Below are 17,839 nucleotides of genomic sequence, written 5' to 3'. Positions count from 1 at the left end.
AGTTTCGGCGGGTCAGGCGGTGGCTGCGACGGTCGTGGTGACGTCGACGAGCACGGAGTCGCCCTGGACGGTGACGGGGTAGACGGGCACGGGCTGGGTGGCCGGCAGGCTCAGCGGCTTGCCGGTGCGCAGGTCGAAGCTGGAGCCGTGGAGCCAGCACTCGATCGCGCCGTCCTCCACCTCCCCGTCCGAGAGGCTGACCTGACCGTGGGAGCAGGTGTCGGAGATGGCGTGGTACTGCCCGTCGTTGTCGCGGACGACCGAGACCGGCACGGGCCGGCCGTCGGCGTCCTCGATGTCGACGCGCATCGCCTCACCGGGCTCGAGGTCCCCGGTGTCGCACACGTACTGGGCGCTCATGCCGTGGCGTGCTCCATCGTGCGGTCCAGCTCGGCCTCGATGGCCTCCATGAGGCGCTCGGAGACGAGCGGGACGCCGATCTGCGCGATGAGCTCGGCGAAGAAGCCACGGACGACGAGGCGGCGGGCCTCGGCCTCCGGGATGCCACGGGAGCGCAGGTAGAACAGCTGCTCGTCGTCGAAACGGCCGGTGGCGCTGGCGTGCCCGGCGCCCTCGATCTCACCGGTCTCGATCTCGAGGTTCGGCACGGAGTCCGCGCGCGCGCCCTCGGTGAGGACGAGGTTGCGGTTGAGCTCGTAGGTGTCGGTGCCCTCGGCGGCGGCCCGGATGAGGACGTCGCCGATCCACACGGTGTGGGCGTCCTGCCCCTGCAGCGCACCCTTGTAGGTGACCCGCGAGACGCAGTTCGGTGCGACGTGGTCGACGAAGAGACGGTGCTCCTGGTGCTGGCCCGCGTCGGTGAAGTAGAGACCGAGCATCTCGACGTTCCCGCCCGGCGCGCTGAGCGCGGCGTCGGGGGTCACGCGCACGACGTCGCCGCCGAGGGTGACGACGATGTGCTTGAGGCTGGCGTCCTGGCCGAGGCGGGAGCGGTGCGCCGACAGGTGCAGGGCGCCGTCCTCCCAGTCCTGGACGCTGACGAGCGTGAGGCGGGCGTTGGCCTCGACGTCGATCTCGACGGTCTGGGCCAGCTTCGCGTTGCCGCGGTGGTCCAGGACGACGATCGCCTCGCTGCTCTCCTCGGCGCGCACGAGGAGGTGCTGGGCCGCGACGCCCTCGGCGCCGGTCCCGTTGACCGTGATCATCGTGTGCGAGGCGGCCACGTGGTTCTTCGGCACCGTGACGACGAGGGCCTCGGTGAAGGACGTCCAGGCCGCGGCCGCGGTGCGGTCACCGGGGGCGCCGACCTGGCCGAGACGGGAGTCCTCGCGGCCCACGCGCTCGACGGTGACGCCGTCGCCGGCCTCGATGGTGACGTCCGGGGCCGCGCCGTCGAGCTGGTCGGCGAAGAAGCCCTGGAGGCGGTCGACCGGCGTGAAGCGCCAGTCCTCCTCGCGCCCGTTGGGCACGGGGAAGTCGGACAGCTCGAAGGAGGTGGCGCGGTCGGCGCGGGAGGCCTCCGGGACGGTGCCGCCGCCGTGGGTGTGGGCGGCGTCCGTGGTGGCGCGTGAGTGGTCGGTCTTCATCTGGTTGTTCGTCGTCCCCTTGGTCGTGTCGGTCGTCGCGGTCATCAGCCCACCGCCCCTTCCATCTGCAGCTCGATGAGGCGGTTGAGCTCGAGGGCGTACTCCATGGGCAGCTCACGCGCGATCGGCTCGACGAAGCCACGGACGATCATCGCCATGGCCTCGGGCTCCTCCATGCCGCGCGACATGAGGTAGAAGAGCTGGTCGGCGCTCACCTTCGAGACGGTGGCCTCGTGGCCCATCTCGACGTCGTCGACGCGGACGTCGACGTACGGGTAGGTGTCGGAGCGGGAGATGAGGTCGACGAGCAGCGCGTCGCACAGCACCGTGGACTTGGAGTGTGCGGCGCCCTCGAGGACCTGGACCAGGCCGCGGTAGGAGGCGCGGCCACCGCCGCGGGCCACGGACTTGGAGACGATCGACGACGAGGTGTGCGGCGCCATGTGGACCATCTTCGAGCCGGTGTCCTGGTGCTGGCCCTCGCCGGCAAAGGCGATGGACAGCGTCTCGCCCTTGGCGTGCTCGCCCATGAGGTAGACGGCCGGGTACTTCATCGTCACCTTGGAACCGATGTTGCCGTCGATCCACTCCATGGTGCCGCCCTGCTCGACGGTCGCCCGCTTGGTGACGAGGTTGTAGACGTTGTTCGACCAGTTCTGGATCGTCGTGTAGCGGACGCGGGCGTCCTTCTTGACGATGATCTCGACGACCGCGGAGTGCAGCGAGTCGCTCTGGTAGATCGGGGCGGTGCAGCCCTCGACGTAGTGCACGTAGGAGCCCTCGTCGGCGATGATCAGCGTCCGCTCGAACTGGCCCATGTTCTCGGTGTTGATCCGGAAGTAGGCCTGGAGCGGGATCTCGACGTGGACGCCCTTGGGCACGTAGACGAAGGAGCCACCGGACCACACGGCGGTGTTGAGCGCGGCGAACTTGTTGTCACCGGAAGGGATGACGGTGCCGAAGTACTCCTCGAAGATCTCCGGGTGCTCCTTGAGCGCGGTGTCCGTGTCGAGGAAGAGGACGCCCTGCTGCTCGAGGTCCTCGCGGATCTGGTGGTAGACGACCTCGGACTCGTACTGGGCGGCGACGCCGGAGACGAGACGCTGCTTCTCGGCCTCCGGGATGCCCAGGCGGTCGTAGGTGTTCTTGATGTCCTCGGGCAGGTCCTCCCAGCTGGTGGCCTGCTTCTCGGTCGACCGCACGAAGTACTTGATGTTGTCGAAGTCGATGCCGGAGAGGTCGGCGCCCCAGTTCGGCATGGGCTTCTTGTCGAAGAGGCTCAGCGCGCGCAGGCGGCGCTTGAGCATCCACTCCGGCTCGTCCTTCAGCTCGGAGATGTTGCGCACGACGTCCTGGTTGAGGCCGCGACGCGCGGTTGCACCGGCGTCATCCTTGTCGTGCCACCCGAACCGGTAGTTCCCAATCGAGGCGATCGTCTCGTCCTGGGTCATGGGTGTGTCGGTCGTACTCGTCATCAGATTCCTTCCGTCTCGTCACCGTGCGGTGACGGGGTGGTGCTCGGGCGGCCGGTCGGGACAGTCGTGGGGATGTGGGTGGTGCACACGTGCTCGCCGCCGGCAAGCGTAGCCAGCCGTTGGACGTGGACACCGAGCAGGCGGGAGAACGCGCGTGTCTCGGCGTCGCACAGCTGGTGGTAGGACTCCGCCACGGCGAGCACCGGGCAGTTGCCCTGGCACAGCTGGACCGCCAGGCCGCGCGGGCCGACGGACCGGACCGTCGCGGCGTAGCCGTCCTGGGTGAGGGCACCGGCCAGGGCGCGGGCGCGGTCGGCGACGTCCTCCCCCGCGGCCTCGACGACGGGCGCGTAGCGCTCCTCCAGGCCGCTGACCCGCTGGTTGGCGAAGTGGTCGACGGCGTCGGGCCCCGCGACGTCGCCGATGAACTGCAGCGCGTGGGTGGCGAGGTCGGAGTAGGCCTGGGACAGGCCCGAGCGGCCGGTGTCGGTGGCGACGTAGTAGCGCGCGGGGCGCCCGCGACGGCGCTGGCCCGGGCCGGAGGGCTCGTGGACGACGATGCGCTCGTCGCGCTCGAGGGCGGCGATGTGGCGCCGCACGCCGGCCGGGGTGAGGGCGAGGAGGCGGGCGAGCTCGGCGGCGCTGACAGGGCCGTGCTCGACGACGAGGCGGAGCACACGGTCCTGCGTCGCTGACTCGACGCTGGTCTCGCTCACGGCTCGCTCCTCCTTCTGTCCGGCGGGTGGGAGGCACACCTGAGGTGTGCCGTCACATTAGGGAACAGTCTCGTTGCCGAAATGCTTCCCGGCAAGGAAGGCATACCTCACTGTGGCCCGTCCCACGCTGCTGCGGCGGGGGCCGGAGCGCCCGGAGCGCGCGGTTAGGCTGGGCCGCGTGCTGACGGACTCCCCCGCCCTCCTCGTCGACGGCCTGCGTAAGCGCTACGGCGACCGGGACGTCGTCTCCGGGCTCAGCCTGCGGGCCGCCCGCGGGGAGCTGACCGCCGTCCTCGGGCCCAACGGCGCCGGGAAGACGACGACGATCGAGTGCTGCGAGGGCCTGCGCCGCCCCGACGGCGGACGGGTCGAGGTGCTCGGGCTGGACCGGGCACGCCCTGAGAGCGCCGCCGAGCTGCGCCACCGCGTGGGCGTCATGCTCCAGGAGGGCGGGCTGCCCATGGCGCCGCACGCCGGGGCCGTGCTCCGGCACGTCGCCAGCCTCCACGACCGTCCCGACGCCGCCGGCCCGCTCCTCGAGCGGCTCGGCCTGACCAAGGTCGCCCGCACCCGGGTGCGGCACCTGTCCGGCGGGCAGCGCCAGCGCCTGGCCCTCGCCTGCGCGATCGTCGGGGAGCCCGAGCTCGTCTTCCTCGACGAGCCGACCGCCGGGCTCGACCCGCAGGCACGCCTGGCCGTGTGGGACCTCGTCCGCGAGCTGCGCGAGTCGGGCACCTCGATGGTCCTCACCACCCACCTCATGTCGGAGGTGGAGGAGCTGGCCGACCACGTCGTCGTCGTCGACCGCGGGGCCACCGTCGCCGCCGGCCGCCCCGCCGAGCTGCGTGGCGCGCCGCACGTGCGCATCACTCCCCCGCCCGGGACACCGCCGGCGACGCTCGCGACGGACCTCGCCGCCGAGCTGGCCGGGCACGCCGGACTGAAGACGTCCCCGGAGCGGGGCGACGTCGTCGTGCGGGGTGAGCGGATGGACACGACCGCCCTCGCCGTCGTCGCCCGCGCCCTCGCCGACACCGGCCACGGGACCGCGGAGGTCGCCCTCACCAGGCCCACCCTCGAGGACGCCTTCCTCTCCCTCACCGGCCGCGAGCTGCGGGCGGACGCGGCGTGAGCGCGACCAGCCGCCGGGTCCTCGCGCAGACCCGGTTCGAGACCCTTGCCGTCCTGCGCAACGGGGAGCAGCTGCTGCTCACCCTCCTGCTGCCCGCGATCGCGCTCGTCGCCCTCGCGTCGACCGACCTCGTCCCGCTGCCCGGTCCGCGGGCGCACGCCGCGCTGGGCAGCGCGCTGGCGATGGCCGTGGCCTCGTCCTTCACCTCCCAGGCCATCGCCGTCGCCTTCGACCGGCGCTGGGGGGTGCTGCGCATGCTCGCGACGACGCCGCTCGGGCCGCGGGGGCTGCTCGCCGGGAAGCTCGGCGCGGTGCTCGTCGTCCTCGTCGTCCAGACGGTGCTGCTCGGCGCGATCGGGCTGGCGGTGGGCTGGCAGCCCGAGGGGCTCGACGTCGCTCAGGTGGCCGGCGCAGCCGCGCTCATGGTCGTGGGGACCGGGGTGTTCGTCACCTTCGCCCTGCTCGTCGGCGGCACCCTGCGCCCGGAGGCGGTCCTCGCGATCGCGAACCTGCTCTTCGTGCTCATGGTCGTCGGAGGCGGGCTCGTGCTGCCGCTCGACATTCTCCCCGACGCCGTCGCCACCGTGCTCGCGTTCCTGCCCCCGGGGGCGCTCGGCGAGGCGCTGCGCACGCTCCTCACCGACGGGACGGTGAACCTCGTGGCCCTCGCCGTGCTCGCCGCGTGGGCGGTGCTCGGCGGCGTGCTCGCGACGCGCGCCTTCCGCTGGGACGCCTGAGCTCAGTCCTGCTCGGCGGCGCGGCGCTCGGCGAGCCGGGCCTCCTCCGCGCGCACCCGGTTGAGGGTGACGCGCTCCTCGTTGAGCCACGTGGGCGGCTCGTCGAGCAGGGCCTTGATCTCGTCCGTGGTCAGCGGCTCGGTGACACCGGCGCGGGCGAGGCCGGAGGTCGACACGCCGAGCCGGCGGGCGACCTCCTGGCGCGGGTGCGGGCCGTTGCGGCGCAGCTCGCGCAGCCACTCCGGCGGGTCCGCCTGGAGCGCGTTGAGCTCGTCACGGGAGATCTCGCTCTGCTGGAACTCCTGCGGGGTCGCGGAGAGGAGCACCCCGAGCTTGCGAGCGGCGGTCAGGGGCTTGAGCATCTGCGGCTTGGCCATTGCTGGATCGTATCGGCCGATAGTCTCGACCCGCGCCACCCCACCCGTCCCCCGAGGAGCAGCCATGGCCGAGCCCTTCCGTGTCGGCTTCGCGCCCGGCGTCAGCCCCGGCAAGTGGTTCACCCGGTGGGAGCAGCGGCTTCCCGACTCCCCGCTGGCACCACGGCTGGTCGAGGCCGAGGACCAGCAACGGCTGCTCGCCCAGGGCGAGGTGGACATGTGCTTCGTCCGTCTGCCCCTGGAACGTGACGGGCTCCACCTCATCCCGCTCTACGAGGAGCAGCCGGTGGTCGTGGCGGCCAAGGACCACCCGGTCACCGCCTTCGACGAGGTGGACGTCGCCGACCTCGCCGCCGAGCACCTCCTCCAGGACGCCGACGCGTGCCCCGAGTGGGCCGCCGTCGCCGACGAGGTGCGCGAGGGCCGACGGGTGGAGCCGCCGCCCATGACGGTGGCGCAGGCGGTGGAGGTGGCCGCGAGCGGGGCGGGGATCCTCGTCCTGCCGATGTCCGTGGCGCGCCTGCACCAGCGCAAGGACGTGCGCGCCGTCCCGGTGACGGGTGTGGCGACCACCCGGGTGGGCCTCGCCTGGCGGGCGGACAACGAGGACCCGCGGGTGGAGACCTTCGTCGGCATCGTCCGGGGGCGCACCGAGCGCAGCTCGCGGCAGCCCGACGCGCGCCCGGCCGACAGCAGCGCCCGCCCGGAGGCCAAGCACCCCGGCCCGGGTCGTGGCCGGGGCGCCGGTGGCGGCCGCCGGCGGGGTGGACCCGGGCCGCGCAAGGGCCGTCCGGGCCGCTGAGCCTGACTCTCGCCGCCGGTGCCGCGCGCGCCGGCCGTGGGCTGCACGGCACTCCGCGCCGCGCGCGGTGACCGTGGGCTGCACCAAAGTCCCGGACACGCCGCCGACACGCCGGGACACCTGTCGCGCTGGAGGCCTCCTGCGCGACTTGTGCGCAGATCAGCGTCAGCCACCTGGGTCGAGTGAGGCGAGCCGCGCGCGCAGGTAGGACTGCTCCGCGGCGTTGGCGGTGTGCTCCAGCGCTGCCGCGTACTCCTCGGCCGCCTCCGCGCCCCGACCGAGCCGGCGGAGGAGCTCGGCGCGGACGGCGTGGAAGGGGTGGTAGCCATCGAGTCCCGTGGCCTCGACCAGTTCCAGGGCCGGTGACGCGCCGTGCACCTCCGCGACTGCCACCGCCCGGTTGAGCGCCACGACCGGCGTCGGGCTCAGGGCGAGGAGCTGGTCGTAGAGCGCGAGGATCTGCCACCAGTCGGTGTCCGCGGCCGCGGCGGCGTCGCTGTGGACGGCGGCGATGGCCGCCTGCAGCTGGTAGGGCCCGGGCCGGCCGAGCCGCAGGCACTCCCGGACGAGGTCCTGGCCCTCGGCCACGAGCGCGCGGTCCCAGCGGCTGCGGTCCTGCTCCGGCAGCGGCACGAGCGCGCCGGTGCCGTCGTCCCGCGCCGGCCGCCGGGCCTCGGTGAGCAGCATGAGCGCGAGCAACCCGCGCACCTCCGGCTCCTCGGGCAGGAGTACGAGGAGCAGCCGGCCCAGCCGGACGGCCTCGGCGCAGAGCTCGGCGCGGGCCAGCTCGTCGCCGGACGTCGCGGTGTGGCCCTCGTTGAGGACGAGATAGACGACGGCGAGGACGGGCTCCAGCCGGCCCGGAAGGTCCTCCGCGGCGGGGACGCGGTACGGGATGTGGGCGGCGCGGATCTTGTTCTTGGCACGCACCAGCCGCTGCGCCATCGCGGTCTCCCGGACGAGGAAGGCACGGGCGATCTCCCCCGTGCTCAGCCCGCCGAGCAGCTTGAGCGTGAGCGCCACCTGCGCCTCGCGGGACAGCGCGGGGTGGCAACAGGTGAAGATGAGTCGTAGTCGTTCGTCGGGCACTGGGCCCACCTCCTCGACGTCCTCGGCGGCGTGGAGCAGCGCGGCCTCGGCGAGCTTCACCCGGCCCGCGGTCTCACGCCGCAGCCGGTCGATCGCGCGCCGCCGGGCCGTGGTGACGAGCCACCCGGCCGGGCTGGGTGGCAGGCCCTGCGCCGGCCAGCGCTCGACGGCGGCGGCGAAGGCCTCCTGGGCCGCGTCCTCGGCGAGGTCGATGTCCCCGAAGGCGCGGACCAGGACGGCCACGACGCGGCCGTACTCCGCGCGGAAGACCCGCTCGACGTCCGCCGCGGAGACCATGGCCGTGCCTACTGGAAGGGTCGGACCTCGACGGGCAGGGTGGTCGCCCGCGCCAGGCGCTCGCCCCACGCCAGGGCGGCGTCGAGGTCCTCGACGTCGATGACGGTGAGGCCGCCCAGGTGCTCCTTCGCCTCGGCGAAGGGTCCGTCGGTGGTGACGACGTCCGCCCCCTGCGGCCGCAGCACGGTGGCCGTCGTGGGGGCGTGCAGCCCGCCGTCGAAGACCCACACCCCCTGGCGGTGCATGTCCTCCTTGAGCGCGGTCACCTCACGGATGATCGGCTCGAGGAACTCCGCGTCGGGGAACTCCTCCATCGTCTCGCCGTAGGGCTGGTAGATGCTCAGCAGGTACTGGCTCATCGTGTCTCTCCCCGGTGTGCGGCGCCGGTCCCTCCGGCGCTCTCACCCTCTGGACGAACGGGGACGCCCGGTTTCGACACCCGTGTTGATCCTCAGCGCGCGCTCCGAGCCCGCCATCCACACGCTGAACACGGCGACCCCCGCCTCGAACCAGTGGAGCCGCTCGTCCCAGCGCAGGGACGACGGTGCTCCCGCCGCCCGCCGCAGGAGCAGCAGACCGCCGGCCAGGTTGGCCACGCCCCAGGCCCCGTTGACCGCCGGGGACGACTCCCGTCCCGCGAGCGGGGTGAGGTGACGTCGGCCGGTGACCGCGCTCGCCAGGTGCGGCGCGCTGTTCGCCACGAGCACCCCGCTGAGGAGCGAGGTCCACCGCTGGTTCCCCCTCATGGTGTGCCCAGCCTCTCAGCGGATCCGGACGGAGCGGTCGAACCAGGTGAGGACCTTCTCCGAGCCGAAGGGCCACAGCCGCTCCACGGCTCCTGCAGGCTGCGTGGCGAAGCTCGGCAGGCCGGGCAGCGTGAGCCCCGCGGACACGGTGCGCACGGGGGCGTGCTCGCCCAGGCCGGCGAGCCGGCGGGCGGCGGCGATTCCGTCGTGGAGGTCCCCCAGCTCGTCGACGAGGCCGATGCCGGCGGCGTCCTGCCCGCTCCAGATCCGACCGCGGCCGATCTCGTCCACGCGCTCGTGGCTGAGGCTGCGGCCGGCGGCCACGCGGTCGACGAAACGGGCGTAGACCTCCTCCATCATCTTCTCCGCCCACGCGCGCTGCTCGGCGGTGAAGGGCCGGTGCGGGCTGGCGAACAGCGCGGCCTCCCGTCCGACGGTCTGCGGGTTGAGCCCCTGGCGCTCGTCGAGCTGGGCGAGGACCGGCTTGCCGACGACGACGCCGATGCTCCCGGTGATCGTGTACGGGTCGGCGACGACGTGGTCGGCGTGGGTGAGGACGTAGTAGCCCCCGGACGCGGCGACCTGCCCCATGACGGCGACGACGGGCTTGGCGCACCGCGCGACGGCGCGGCCGATGACGTCGGAGGCGAGCGCGGAGCCGCCCGGGGAGTCGACCCACAGGACGACGGCCTTGACGTGCTCGTCGCGCTCGGCCCGGCGCAGCGCGGTGACGACGGTCTCCGAGCCGGCCGTGGGTCCGGGACCGATCGGCAGCGGCGGGGTGCTCCGCGACCGGCCCGAGACGATGGCGCCGACGACGGGCACGATCGCCACGCCGTCGGCCTTCCTCGCGAGCTTGCGGGCGGAGAGGTCCGGCAGGAGCAGCTCGAGGGCGCGCGGCCAGTGCTGGTCGACGACGGTGACGATCTCGTCGTCGTAGGCGATGCGGCTGACGAGACCGGCGGCGAGCAGCTCCTCCGCGTTCGTGAAGCCGGCGCCGAGGACGGACGCGGGGTCCGCTCCGTCGGCCACGGCGTCGAGCCAGGTCCGCTCGGCGGAGTCGAGGTAGGCGGTGAGCTGCTCGCGCTCGTACTCGTCCATACGGTCCTCGGAGAAGGCCGTGAGCGCGGACTTGTACTCGCGGATGCGCAGGTTCTCGAAGGTGATGCCGTGCTTGGCGAGGAAGGCCCCGAGGAAGACCTGCTCGGCCGCGAAGCCGGGCAGCGAGACCTCGGCGGACTCGGGGACGACGACCTCGCTGGCCCGAGCGGTGACGAGCAGGGTGCGCATCGACACCTGCGGCACGTAGCCGACGACGTGCTTGCGGGCGGCCAGCCGGCCCAGCGCGGCGCCGAGGGCGCGCGCCGTGCTCAGCCCGACCTTCAGCTCGCCGACGCGCACGAGGACGCCGGTGAGCCAGTCGGCCTTGGCGAGCCTGTCCAGGCGCTCGGTGAGCGCCTCGAAGGTGTCGTCGCGCTGGAGGAGCGCCGCGGCCGCGCCCGCCGGCGCGTGCGTGGGGTAGCTGCCGTGGAGGTCGAGGACCACCCAGTCGGGGGCGCTGCCCGCGGCACGGGTGCGGCTGACGGCGAGGCGGAGCTTCTCTGGGATCAAGGCCATAAGGCACCCTAACCGGGGCCTGTGACAGCCGTCACGGACGCCTGCGGGCGGGCACCGGCGACCGGTGCCCGCCCAGGGGCCTCAGACCTTGGCGGGAGCCATGCTCTCGAGCATCGCGCCCATCTTCTTCGTGATCATCTCGGTGGTCCGGCGCGGCATGAGCCGGGAGAGAAGGTCGATCATCCGGGCGTCGCTGCCGATCGTCGCCCGGTAGGAGCCCTTCTCGACGGCGGCGATGATCTGGCGGGCGGCCTCCTGAGCCGTCGTCGTCCGCATCTTCGTGTCGCCCGCCTCGGGGTCACGCTTCGCGCCCACGCCGGAGTTCGCGCTGATGTTCGTCGCGATCGCGCCGGGGAAGACCACCGTGACGGCCACGGGGGTGTCGAGCAGCTCGGCGTACAGGCCCTCGGTGAAGAGCTTGACGGCGGCCTTGCTCGCGCCGTAGACGGACTGGCCGGGGACCGGCGAGAGGCCGCCCATGCTGCCGACGTTGACGATGCACGCGGCGGGCCGCTCGAGCAGGTGGGGCAGGAACGCCTTGCACATGTGGACCACGCCCCAGTAGTTCACCGCCATGACCTTCTCGACCTCCTCGTAGGAGAGGTCGTTGACGGGGACGAAGCGCTGGATGATCCCCGCGACGTTGAGGACGCCGTCCACCTGCCCGTGGGCGGCGATGACGGCCTCGGGCAGCGCCTCGACGGCGTCCCGGTCGGCGAGGTCGACGACGTGGGTGGAGAAGAGGCCGGCGTTGCCCGCGAGCGCCGCAGTCTCGGCGAGAGCGGCCTCGCTGACGTCGACGGCCGCGACTCCCGCGCCGCGGGCCAGCAGGTCGAGGACGACGGCGCGACCGATGCCGTTCCCGCCCCCGGTGACGACGAACACCTTGCCGGCGATCTCCATGTGCCCCAACTCCTCGTGTCGCGGCCCTCCTGGGGCCCCTCCGCTGCCGGTGTCTCCCGGCTGATCCCATCGTGCCCGGGTGAATTGCCCGGAAAGGGGGCCCATGGTCCCGCCTCCCGGCCCGCGGCCGAATTCCGAGGACAGCAGCGGCCCGGGTGGGGCACGCTCGAGCGGATGGAGACCGCACGCATCGTCCTCGCCGCCCTCACCTGCGCCCTGCTCCTCGTCGCCGCGCTGAGCAAGGTGACCGAGCAGCAGTCGATGCGCGACACGGCGGCGCACCTCGGCGTCCCGTGGCCGCGCTACCGGGCCATCGGGTACCTCGAGCTGGCGGCGGTGGCCGGGATCGTCGTCGGGCTGTGGTGGGCGTGGCTCGGGGTCGCGGCGGGTGCGGGCGTGGCGCTCCTCATGGTGGGCGCCGTCGTGTTCCACGCCCGCGCGAAGGACGCGCCGGCGGACATGGTCCCGGCGCTCGCCCTGCTCGTCCTGGCCGCCGGCTACACGCTCACCAGCCTGCGGTAGGCGCTACGCGCTCTGCCACAGGCCGACGACGTTGCCCTCCGAGTCCTTGAAGTACGCGGCGAAGCCCATGTCACCGACCGGAGTGCGGCCCTCGAGGACCTCACCGCCGTGGGACTCCACCCGGGAGAGGTCGGCGTCGATGTCGGTGCTGTCGAGGACGATGACGGTGGCGGTGTTCGACCCGGCCCGGGCAGTCATCCCGCCGCCGATGTAGCCGGGCTCGCTCGCCATGCCGTCCTGCCCCGTGGGGCCGGTCTGCACACCGACGTAGTCGAGCTCGGGCATCTCCTCCACCTGCCAGTGGAAGACGTCGCTGTAGAAGCGCTTGGCACGGTCCTTGTCCTCGAAGGGGATCTCGAAGTGGACCACTCGACCAGTCATGAGAACCTCCGCGTCCGAAGGCCGGCACCGGCGCCGGCGCTGACCCTCCGATCGTAGGACCGTGCGGGCCTGCTGCACAGACCCCACCGAACCACCGACGCGACCGGCCCCGCACGGGGACACTGCTCGCATGGCAGCCGAGCTGGTGCTGGGACCGATGGTCCGCCGCGTCGACGGGACGACGGCCGCGGTGTGGGTGGAGGTGGCCCGCGCGGCCACGGTCACCGTCCGTCTCACCGACGACGGCGGCGCCTGGTCCGCCCCTACCTTCGCCGTCCACGGGCACCACTACGCGCTCGTCGAGGTGGACGGCCTGCCTCGCGACACTCGCGTGCCGTACGAGGTGCTCGTCGACGACGACGTGTGCTGGCCTGCCCCGGCCGCCACCTTCCCCCCGAGCACGCTGGCGGCGCGAGCCGACGACGCACCGGTACGGCTGGCCTTCGGCTCGTGCCGCACGAGCGTCCCGCACGACGACGTCCACCACCTCACCCACGGCGTGGACGCCCTGCGCACCTACGCGCTGGCGCTGGCCGACGGCGAGGCGGGGCAGGCGCCGGACCTCCTCCTGCTCCTCGGTGACCAGGTCTACGCCGACGCGACGTCCGCCGAGATGCGCGAGTTCATCGAGGCGCGGCGGGACATCTCCGCGGAGCCGGGCGACGAGCTCGCGGACTTCGAGGAGTACGCCCACCTCTACCGCCTGGCCTGGGGCGAGCCGGCGCTGCGGTGGCTGCTGTCGTGGCTGCCGAGCCTGATGATCTTCGACGACCACGACGTGCGCGACGACTGGAACACCTCCCTCAGCTGGCGTCGGCAGATGGAGGCGACGAGCTGGTGGCACGGGCGCATCGTCGCCGCGCTGGGCTCCTACTGGGTCTACCAGCACCTGGGGAACATGTCCGCGACCGAGCGGGCCGAGGACCCGCTGTGGGCGGAGCTGCGGCGCCGTCAGGAGGCGGCGCCGGGCACCGAGGTCGACCTCACCGACGCCGTCGACGCCTTCGCCGAGCGGGCCGACCGCGAGCCGGAGAGCTACCGGTGGAGCTACACCCACCCGCTGGGTGGCTCCCGGCTGGTCGTCGTGGACTCGCGGGCGGCGCGGGAGCTGGAGCCGGCCCGCCGGTCGATGCTCGACGACGACGAGACGGCCTGGCTGGACGAGCAGCTGACCGGCGACGTCGAGCACCTCCTCGTGGCGACGTCGCTGCCCTTTCTCCTGCCGATGGGGCTGCACCGCGTGGAGGCGCTGGACGAGGCCCTCGCCGAGGGGAGGCTCGGGCGCCACCTGGCCCGCGCCGCGGAGTGGCTGCGCCAGGAGCTCGACCTCGAGCACTGGGGCGCGTTCAGCCGGTCCTTCACCGCCGTGGCGCAGATGGTCACCGAGGTCGCCGACGGACGGCGCGGCGCGGCGCCGTCGTCGGTGCTCTTCCTCTCCGGTGACGTCCACTTCTCCTACATCACCGAGGTGGACCGCGAGTCCGGCTCCCGGATGCTCCAGCTCGTGTGCTCCCCCATCCGCAACCCGCTCCCCCGGGCGCTGCGGGCCTTCGCGGCGCTCGGCTCCCACGGGGCCCGGCCGCTGGGCGCACTGCTGTCCCGGCTGGCGCGGCTGCCCGAGCCGCCGTGGCGCTGGCACGGGATCGCCGGGCCGTGGTTCGACAACAACCTCGCCGTCCTCGAGGTCGACGGCGAGCAGCTGCGCACCGTCTGGCTCGGTGGGCGGGTGGTCGGCGCGTCGGAGGACCGGCCCGACCTCGTCGCCGTCGCCGACCTCGAGCTCGACGTCCCGCCCGCCGGGACGGCGCACCGCCGGCCGCTCGCCCGGGTGCACCGCGACGGGCGGCGCGGGCTGCTGGCCCGGCTGCGGCGGCGCACCGGCCGCCGTCGCTGAGCCCTAGCGGCGCGGCCGCGGCACGAGGCGCTGGAGCTGGGTGACGTGCTGGGGACCGAGCTCCTCGAGGGAGGTGACCTGGAGGAGCTTCATCGTGCGGCGGACCTGGTCGGCGAGGATGGCGATCGCGCGGTCCACGCCCTGCCGGCCGCCGGCCATCAGCCCGTAGAGGTAGGCGCGGCCGATGAAGGTGAAGCGGGCGCCGAGGGCGACGCTCGCGACGATGTCGGCGCCGTTCATGATGCCGGTGTCGAGGGTGACCTCGAGGTCGCTGCCGACCTCGCGCACCACCTCCGGCAGGAGGTGGAACGGGACGGGCGCGCGGTCGAGCTGGCGCCCGCCGTGGTTGGACAGGACGATGCCGTCCACGCCGAGGTCGGCGAGCCGCTTCGCGTCGGCCACCGTCTGGACGCCCTTGACGACGATCGTGCCCGGCCACATGGCCCGGATGGTCGCGAGGTCCTCGTAGTCGATCGAGGGGTCCATCGCCGAGTCGAGCAGCTCCCCCACGGTCCCGCCGGTGGAGGACAGGGAGGCGAACTCGAGCTTGGGCGTGGTGAGGAAGTCGACCCACCACCACGGTCGCGGCACCGCGTTGGCCACGGTGCGCACGGTGAGCTGAGGCGGGATGGAGAAGCCGTTGCGGGTGTCGCGCAGCCGCGCCCCCGCCACCGGGGTGTCGACCGTGAAGAAGAGGGTGTCGAAGCCGGCCGCCGCAGCCCGCTCGACGAGGCCGTAGGAGATCTCGCGCTGCTTCATCACGTACAGCTGGAACCAGTTGCGCCCGTGGGGGTTGGCCGCCCGGACGTCCTCGATGGACGTCGTGCCCAGGGTCGAGAGGGTGAAGGGGATGCCCGCCGCCCCGGCGGCCGCAGCCCCGGCGCTCTCCCCCTCGGTGTGCATGAGCCGGGTGAAGCCGGTGGGCGCGATCCCGAAGGGCAGGGCCGAGGGCCCGCCGAAGACGGTCGTGCTCGTGTCCACCCGCGAGACGTCGCGCAGGATCGAGGGGTGGAGCTCGATGTCCTGGAAGGCCTGCCGCGCCCGGCGCAGGGACAGCTCCCCCTCCGCGGCGCCGTCGGTGTAGTCGAAGGCGGCCGCGGGGGTGCGTCGCTTGGCGATCGCGCGGAGGTCCTCGATGGTGAGCGCCGCGTCCAGGCGCCGCTTGCGGGCGTCGAGGCTGGGCCGCTTGAACTGGACCAGCTCGAGGATCTCCCGCGGGTTGGGGACCTGCCGCCTGACCATGGACCGACCTCCTCGACGTGACTGCGTGCCCGAGACTACGGCGCCGGGCACCACACCCGCCCCTGCAGGTCGAGCGGCGGATGCTGTCGGTACGGTCGGTGCATGCCTCACAGCTTTCACCGCATGCTCCTCGCCGGGCGCGACGCCGCCGGCCTCGCCGCGGACCTCGCCTCTGCCCTGCCGGCGCTCGAGACCCGCACCGTCCCGCACGGGCCCCTCTCCCCCGAGGACGCCGCCTGGGCCGACAGCTACACCGGCTACACCGTGCCGCCGAACCTCGCGGACTCCGGCGTGCGGTGGGTCCACCTGCCGATGGCGGGTGTCGACCGGGTGGTCGAGGAGCTACGGGGCACGGACGTCGTCCTCACGCGCACGGTCGGCGGCATGCCGGAGGCGATCGGCAGCTACGTCCTGGCCCACCTGCTCGCCGACGCGTGGCACCTGCGGGAGTACGCCGCCCAGCAGGAGCGGGCGCAGTGGCAACCGCTCGAGCCGGTGCGCACGCGGGGCGCCGCCGTTGTCGTCCTCGGCACCGGGGAGATCGGTGCCGGCGTCGCCCGGGTACTGCGCGCCGCCGGGTACCGGACCGTCGGCGTCAACACGCGCGGCACGGCCGCGGACCCCTTCGACGACGTCGCCGCCCTGGCCGACGCCGCCCCGCACCTGGGGTCGTGCGCGGCGCTCGTCAACGCGCTCCCGCTCACCGACGGCACCCGCGGCCTGGTCGACGCGAGCGTGCTCGACCAGCTCGACGGCGCCGTCGTCGTCAACGTCGGCCGTGGCGCGACGCTCGTGGCCGACGACCTGCGGACCGCCCTCGACGCCGGCACGGTCCGCCGCGCCGTGCTCGACGTCCACGAGACGGAGCCGCTCCCGGCCGACGACTGGCGCTGGTCCCACCCGGCGGTCACCGTGACGCCGCACGTGTCGGGGCCGACGCTGCCCGAGGACGTCGTCGAGGCCCTCGTGGCGGCACACGGCGCGCTGGCCGACGGTCGCCGGCCCCCGCACGTCGTCGACCTCGGCCGGGGCTACTGACGGCCGCTCACAGGTCCTTCTCGGCCAGCTCCCGGAACTCCTCGGGCACGCCCGCGCCGCGACCCATCGCGGCGGGCAGGTAGCCGACGGCGGAGCGGCCGAAGCGTTCCCGGGCGGCGTCCACCGAGCGGTCCAGCACCCAGCGCGCGGCCCCGGTCTCCGAGCCCGGGCGCCACGGGTCGGGCGGCGGGAGGGGCAGCTCGAGCTGGATGGCGGCCTGCGACGTCAGCTTGGACACCGAGATGCCGAGGAGAGTGATCTCGGGCCGCTCGCTCTCCTCCTCGTCGATCGCCTGCCACACGAGACGCTCGGCAACCTCGGTGAGGGTGAGCGTGGCCGACACCGGGCCCGGGAGCGTGAGGGCGCGGGTGACCGAACGCATGGCGAGGAAGCGCACCCGCACGGTGACGGTGCGTCCGGCGTGGTCCTTGGCGCGCAGCCGGCCGGCCACCCGCTCGGCGAGGTGGCTGAGGACCTCCCGGACGAGCTCGGGGGTGGCCGGGCGGCGGCCCACGGCGGACTGCGCACCGACGGAGCGGGCGCGGGTGGAGGTGCTCACCCGGCGCGGGTCCTCGTTGTGGGCCAGGCTGTGGAGCGTCCCGCCGGTCGCGTGCCCGAGGTAGCGCTCCATCGCCGAGCGCTCGGTCCGGGCGAGGTCGCCGATGGTGTGGATCCCGCGGTCCGCGAGGCGCTGCTTCGTCACCGGTCCGACACCCCAGATGAGGCCGACGGGCAGCGGGTCCAGGAAGTCGCGCTCGTCGTCGGGCTCGACGACGACGAGCCCGTCCGGCTTGGCCACCTGCGAGGCGATCTTGGCCAGGTGCTTGGTGCGAGCCGCGCCGACCGAGATGGGCAGGCCGACCTCGGTGCGGACCCGCTCGCGGAGCAGCGCCGCGATGGCAGCGGGCGGGCCGAAGAGGTGCGTGGAGCCCGAGACGTCGAGGAAGGCCTCGTCGATGGAGATGCGCTGCACGAGGGGAGTGACGTCGCCGAGGATCGCCATGACGTCGTCGGCGATGGCCTGGTAGCGGTGGAAGGAGCCGCGCACGAAGGTGAGGCCCGGGCACAGCTGCGCCGCCTTCCACCCGGCCATGCCGCCCTGGACGCCGTGCGCCTTGGCCTCGTAGGACGCGGCGAGGACGACGCCCCCGCGGTCGCTGCCGCCCACGGCGATGGGCCGCCCCCGCAGCGCGGGCTGGAGCAGCTGCTCGACCGAGGCGTAGAACGCGTCGAGGTCGGCGTGGAGGATGGTCGGTCCGGTGGTGGACACAGCCTCAGCATACTCGCACGTACGTTCGAATTGCGCGTCGTTGTGAGATCCCGC

General features: G+C 73.5%; 19 protein-coding genes. 6 read left to right on the top strand and 13 right to left on the bottom strand.

Annotated elements, in window-relative coordinates:
• Positions 1-12 precede the first annotated feature (12 nt).
• From H9624_RS07960 to H9624_RS07945, 4 genes are read right to left on the bottom strand one after another with little or no spacing between them, the layout of a single operon-like run.
• On the bottom strand, positions 13-360 hold the full coding sequence (locus H9624_RS07960; protein ID WP_251839365.1) for a non-heme iron oxygenase ferredoxin subunit: 348 nt from the start codon (positions 358-360) through the stop codon (positions 13-15).
• Positions 357-1,592: a Fe-S cluster assembly protein SufD gene (sufD, locus tag H9624_RS07955; protein ID WP_251839364.1), complete on the bottom strand. Its 1,236-nt coding sequence runs from the start codon at positions 1,590-1,592 to the stop codon at positions 357-359. Before sufD ends, H9624_RS07960 begins: the two co-directional genes overlap by 4 nt.
• Entirely contained in the window at positions 1,592-3,022 is a 1,431-nt protein-coding gene (gene sufB, locus H9624_RS07950) for a Fe-S cluster assembly protein SufB (protein WP_251839363.1), read from the bottom strand. Before sufB ends, sufD begins: the two co-directional genes overlap by 1 nt.
• Positions 3,022-3,738 carry a helix-turn-helix transcriptional regulator gene (locus H9624_RS07945; protein ID WP_251839362.1) on the bottom strand — a complete coding sequence of 239 codons (717 nt, stop codon included), beginning with the start codon at positions 3,736-3,738 and terminating at the stop codon, positions 3,022-3,024. Before H9624_RS07945 ends, sufB begins: the two co-directional genes overlap by 1 nt.
• Before the next feature lie 181 nt (positions 3,739-3,919).
• Between H9624_RS07945 and H9624_RS07940 the strand changes: the two genes are divergently transcribed.
• Both H9624_RS07940 and H9624_RS07935 read left to right on the top strand, forming a co-directional pair.
• Positions 3,920-4,870 carry an ABC transporter ATP-binding protein gene (locus H9624_RS07940; protein WP_251839541.1) on the top strand — a complete coding sequence of 317 codons (951 nt, stop codon included), beginning with the start codon at positions 3,920-3,922 and terminating at the stop codon, positions 4,868-4,870.
• Complete coding sequence (locus H9624_RS07935; RefSeq protein WP_251839361.1) at positions 4,867-5,607, top strand: ABC transporter permease; 741 nt, start codon at positions 4,867-4,869, stop codon at positions 5,605-5,607. The genes H9624_RS07940 and H9624_RS07935 overlap by 4 nt, the downstream gene beginning before the upstream one ends.
• A gap of 2 nt (positions 5,608-5,609) precedes the next feature.
• Here the strand turns inward: H9624_RS07935 and H9624_RS07930 are convergent, their stop codons facing one another.
• Positions 5,610-5,984: a DUF5997 family protein gene (locus H9624_RS07930; RefSeq protein ID WP_251839360.1), complete on the bottom strand. Its 375-nt coding sequence runs from the start codon at positions 5,982-5,984 to the stop codon at positions 5,610-5,612.
• A 64-nt stretch (positions 5,985-6,048) separates the two neighbouring features.
• Between H9624_RS07930 and H9624_RS07925 the strand changes: the two genes are divergently transcribed.
• Complete coding sequence (locus H9624_RS07925; protein ID WP_251839359.1) at positions 6,049-6,786, top strand: LysR family transcriptional regulator substrate-binding protein; 738 nt, start codon at positions 6,049-6,051, stop codon at positions 6,784-6,786.
• A gap of 165 nt (positions 6,787-6,951) precedes the next feature.
• On the opposite strand, the gene H9624_RS07920 is transcribed toward H9624_RS07925, so the two are convergent.
• The 5 genes from H9624_RS07920 to H9624_RS07900 form a co-directional block, all read right to left on the bottom strand.
• Entirely contained in the window at positions 6,952-8,172 is a 1,221-nt protein-coding gene (locus H9624_RS07920) for an RNA polymerase sigma factor (RefSeq protein WP_251839358.1), read from the bottom strand.
• Between the two features lie 8 nt (positions 8,173-8,180).
• Positions 8,181-8,531 (bottom strand): YciI family protein, encoded by a 351-nt coding sequence (locus H9624_RS07915; protein WP_251839357.1) that lies wholly within the window; start codon positions 8,529-8,531, stop codon positions 8,181-8,183.
• Between the two features lie 42 nt (positions 8,532-8,573).
• A complete protein-coding gene (locus tag H9624_RS07910; RefSeq protein WP_251839356.1) occupies positions 8,574-8,918 on the bottom strand; it encodes a hypothetical protein in 345 nt (114 codons plus the stop codon).
• A gap of 15 nt (positions 8,919-8,933) precedes the next feature.
• A complete protein-coding gene (sppA, locus tag H9624_RS07905; protein WP_251839355.1) occupies positions 8,934-10,535 on the bottom strand; it encodes a signal peptide peptidase SppA in 1,602 nt (533 codons plus the stop codon).
• 81 nt (positions 10,536-10,616) lie between these two features.
• Positions 10,617-11,438 (bottom strand): SDR family NAD(P)-dependent oxidoreductase, encoded by an 822-nt coding sequence (locus H9624_RS07900; RefSeq protein ID WP_251839354.1) that lies wholly within the window; start codon positions 11,436-11,438, stop codon positions 10,617-10,619.
• A gap of 174 nt (positions 11,439-11,612) precedes the next feature.
• Between H9624_RS07900 and H9624_RS07895 the strand changes: the two genes are divergently transcribed.
• The gene (locus tag H9624_RS07895) at positions 11,613-11,960 is read left to right on the top strand and encodes a DoxX family protein (protein ID WP_251839353.1); all 348 of its coding nucleotides are present in this window, start codon (positions 11,613-11,615) and stop codon (positions 11,958-11,960) included.
• Positions 11,961-11,963: 3 nt separating this feature from the next.
• Here the strand turns inward: H9624_RS07895 and H9624_RS07890 are convergent, their stop codons facing one another.
• Positions 11,964-12,341 carry a VOC family protein gene (locus tag H9624_RS07890; RefSeq protein ID WP_251839352.1) on the bottom strand — a complete coding sequence of 126 codons (378 nt, stop codon included), beginning with the start codon at positions 12,339-12,341 and terminating at the stop codon, positions 11,964-11,966.
• A gap of 130 nt (positions 12,342-12,471) precedes the next feature.
• Between H9624_RS07890 and H9624_RS07885 the strand changes: the two genes are divergently transcribed.
• Entirely contained in the window at positions 12,472-14,235 is a 1,764-nt protein-coding gene (locus H9624_RS07885) for an alkaline phosphatase D family protein (RefSeq protein ID WP_251839351.1), read from the top strand.
• A gap of 3 nt (positions 14,236-14,238) precedes the next feature.
• Here the strand turns inward: H9624_RS07885 and H9624_RS07880 are convergent, their stop codons facing one another.
• Positions 14,239-15,477: an alpha-hydroxy acid oxidase gene (locus H9624_RS07880; RefSeq protein ID WP_251839350.1), complete on the bottom strand. Its 1,239-nt coding sequence runs from the start codon at positions 15,475-15,477 to the stop codon at positions 14,239-14,241.
• Between the two features lie 102 nt (positions 15,478-15,579).
• Between H9624_RS07880 and H9624_RS07875 the strand changes: the two genes are divergently transcribed.
• On the top strand, positions 15,580-16,515 hold the full coding sequence (locus H9624_RS07875; protein WP_251839349.1) for an NAD(P)-dependent oxidoreductase: 936 nt from the start codon (positions 15,580-15,582) through the stop codon (positions 16,513-16,515).
• A gap of 7 nt (positions 16,516-16,522) precedes the next feature.
• Here the strand turns inward: H9624_RS07875 and dinB are convergent, their stop codons facing one another.
• Positions 16,523-17,785, bottom strand: a complete 1,263-nt coding sequence (dinB, locus tag H9624_RS07870) for a DNA polymerase IV (protein ID WP_251839348.1) — start codon at positions 17,783-17,785, stop codon at positions 16,523-16,525.
• Positions 17,786-17,839: the final 54 nt, after the last annotated feature.

Source organism: Oceanitalea stevensii (assembly GCF_014837105.1).
Lineage (GTDB): Bacteria > Actinomycetota > Actinomycetes > Actinomycetales > Actinomycetaceae > Oceanitalea > Oceanitalea stevensii.
This window is presented reverse-complemented; position numbering and strand designations above follow the sequence as displayed.

What these genes read in the sequence shown, in the direction of transcription:
- H9624_RS07960 (WP_251839365.1), bottom strand. Translation starts at nt 360, where the DNA reads ATGAGCGCCCAGTACGTGTGCGACACCGGGGACCTCGAGCCCGGTGAG.
- sufD (WP_251839364.1), bottom strand. Translation starts at nt 1,592, where the DNA reads ATGACCGCGACGACCGACACGACCAAGGGGACGACGAACAACCAGATG.
- sufB (WP_251839363.1), bottom strand. Translation starts at nt 3,022, where the DNA reads ATGACGAGTACGACCGACACACCCATGACCCAGGACGAGACGATCGCC.
- H9624_RS07930 (WP_251839360.1), bottom strand. Translation starts at nt 5,984, where the DNA reads ATGGCCAAGCCGCAGATGCTCAAGCCCCTGACCGCCGCTCGCAAGCTC.
- H9624_RS07925 (WP_251839359.1), top strand. Translation starts at nt 6,049, where the DNA reads ATGGCCGAGCCCTTCCGTGTCGGCTTCGCGCCCGGCGTCAGCCCCGGC.
- H9624_RS07920 (WP_251839358.1), bottom strand. Translation starts at nt 8,172, where the DNA reads ATGGTCTCCGCGGCGGACGTCGAGCGGGTCTTCCGCGCGGAGTACGGC.
- H9624_RS07915 (WP_251839357.1), bottom strand. Translation starts at nt 8,531, where the DNA reads ATGAGCCAGTACCTGCTGAGCATCTACCAGCCCTACGGCGAGACGATG.
- H9624_RS07910 (WP_251839356.1), bottom strand. Translation starts at nt 8,918, where the DNA reads ATGAGGGGGAACCAGCGGTGGACCTCGCTCCTCAGCGGGGTGCTCGTG.
- sppA (WP_251839355.1), bottom strand. Translation starts at nt 10,535, where the DNA reads ATGGCCTTGATCCCAGAGAAGCTCCGCCTCGCCGTCAGCCGCACCCGT.
- H9624_RS07900 (WP_251839354.1), bottom strand. Translation starts at nt 11,438, where the DNA reads ATGGAGATCGCCGGCAAGGTGTTCGTCGTCACCGGGGGCGGGAACGGC.
- H9624_RS07895 (WP_251839353.1), top strand. Translation starts at nt 11,613, where the DNA reads ATGGAGACCGCACGCATCGTCCTCGCCGCCCTCACCTGCGCCCTGCTC.
- H9624_RS07890 (WP_251839352.1), bottom strand. Translation starts at nt 12,341, where the DNA reads ATGACTGGTCGAGTGGTCCACTTCGAGATCCCCTTCGAGGACAAGGAC.
- H9624_RS07885 (WP_251839351.1), top strand. Translation starts at nt 12,472, where the DNA reads ATGGCAGCCGAGCTGGTGCTGGGACCGATGGTCCGCCGCGTCGACGGG.
- H9624_RS07880 (WP_251839350.1), bottom strand. Translation starts at nt 15,477, where the DNA reads ATGGTCAGGCGGCAGGTCCCCAACCCGCGGGAGATCCTCGAGCTGGTC.
- H9624_RS07875 (WP_251839349.1), top strand. Translation starts at nt 15,580, where the DNA reads ATGCCTCACAGCTTTCACCGCATGCTCCTCGCCGGGCGCGACGCCGCC.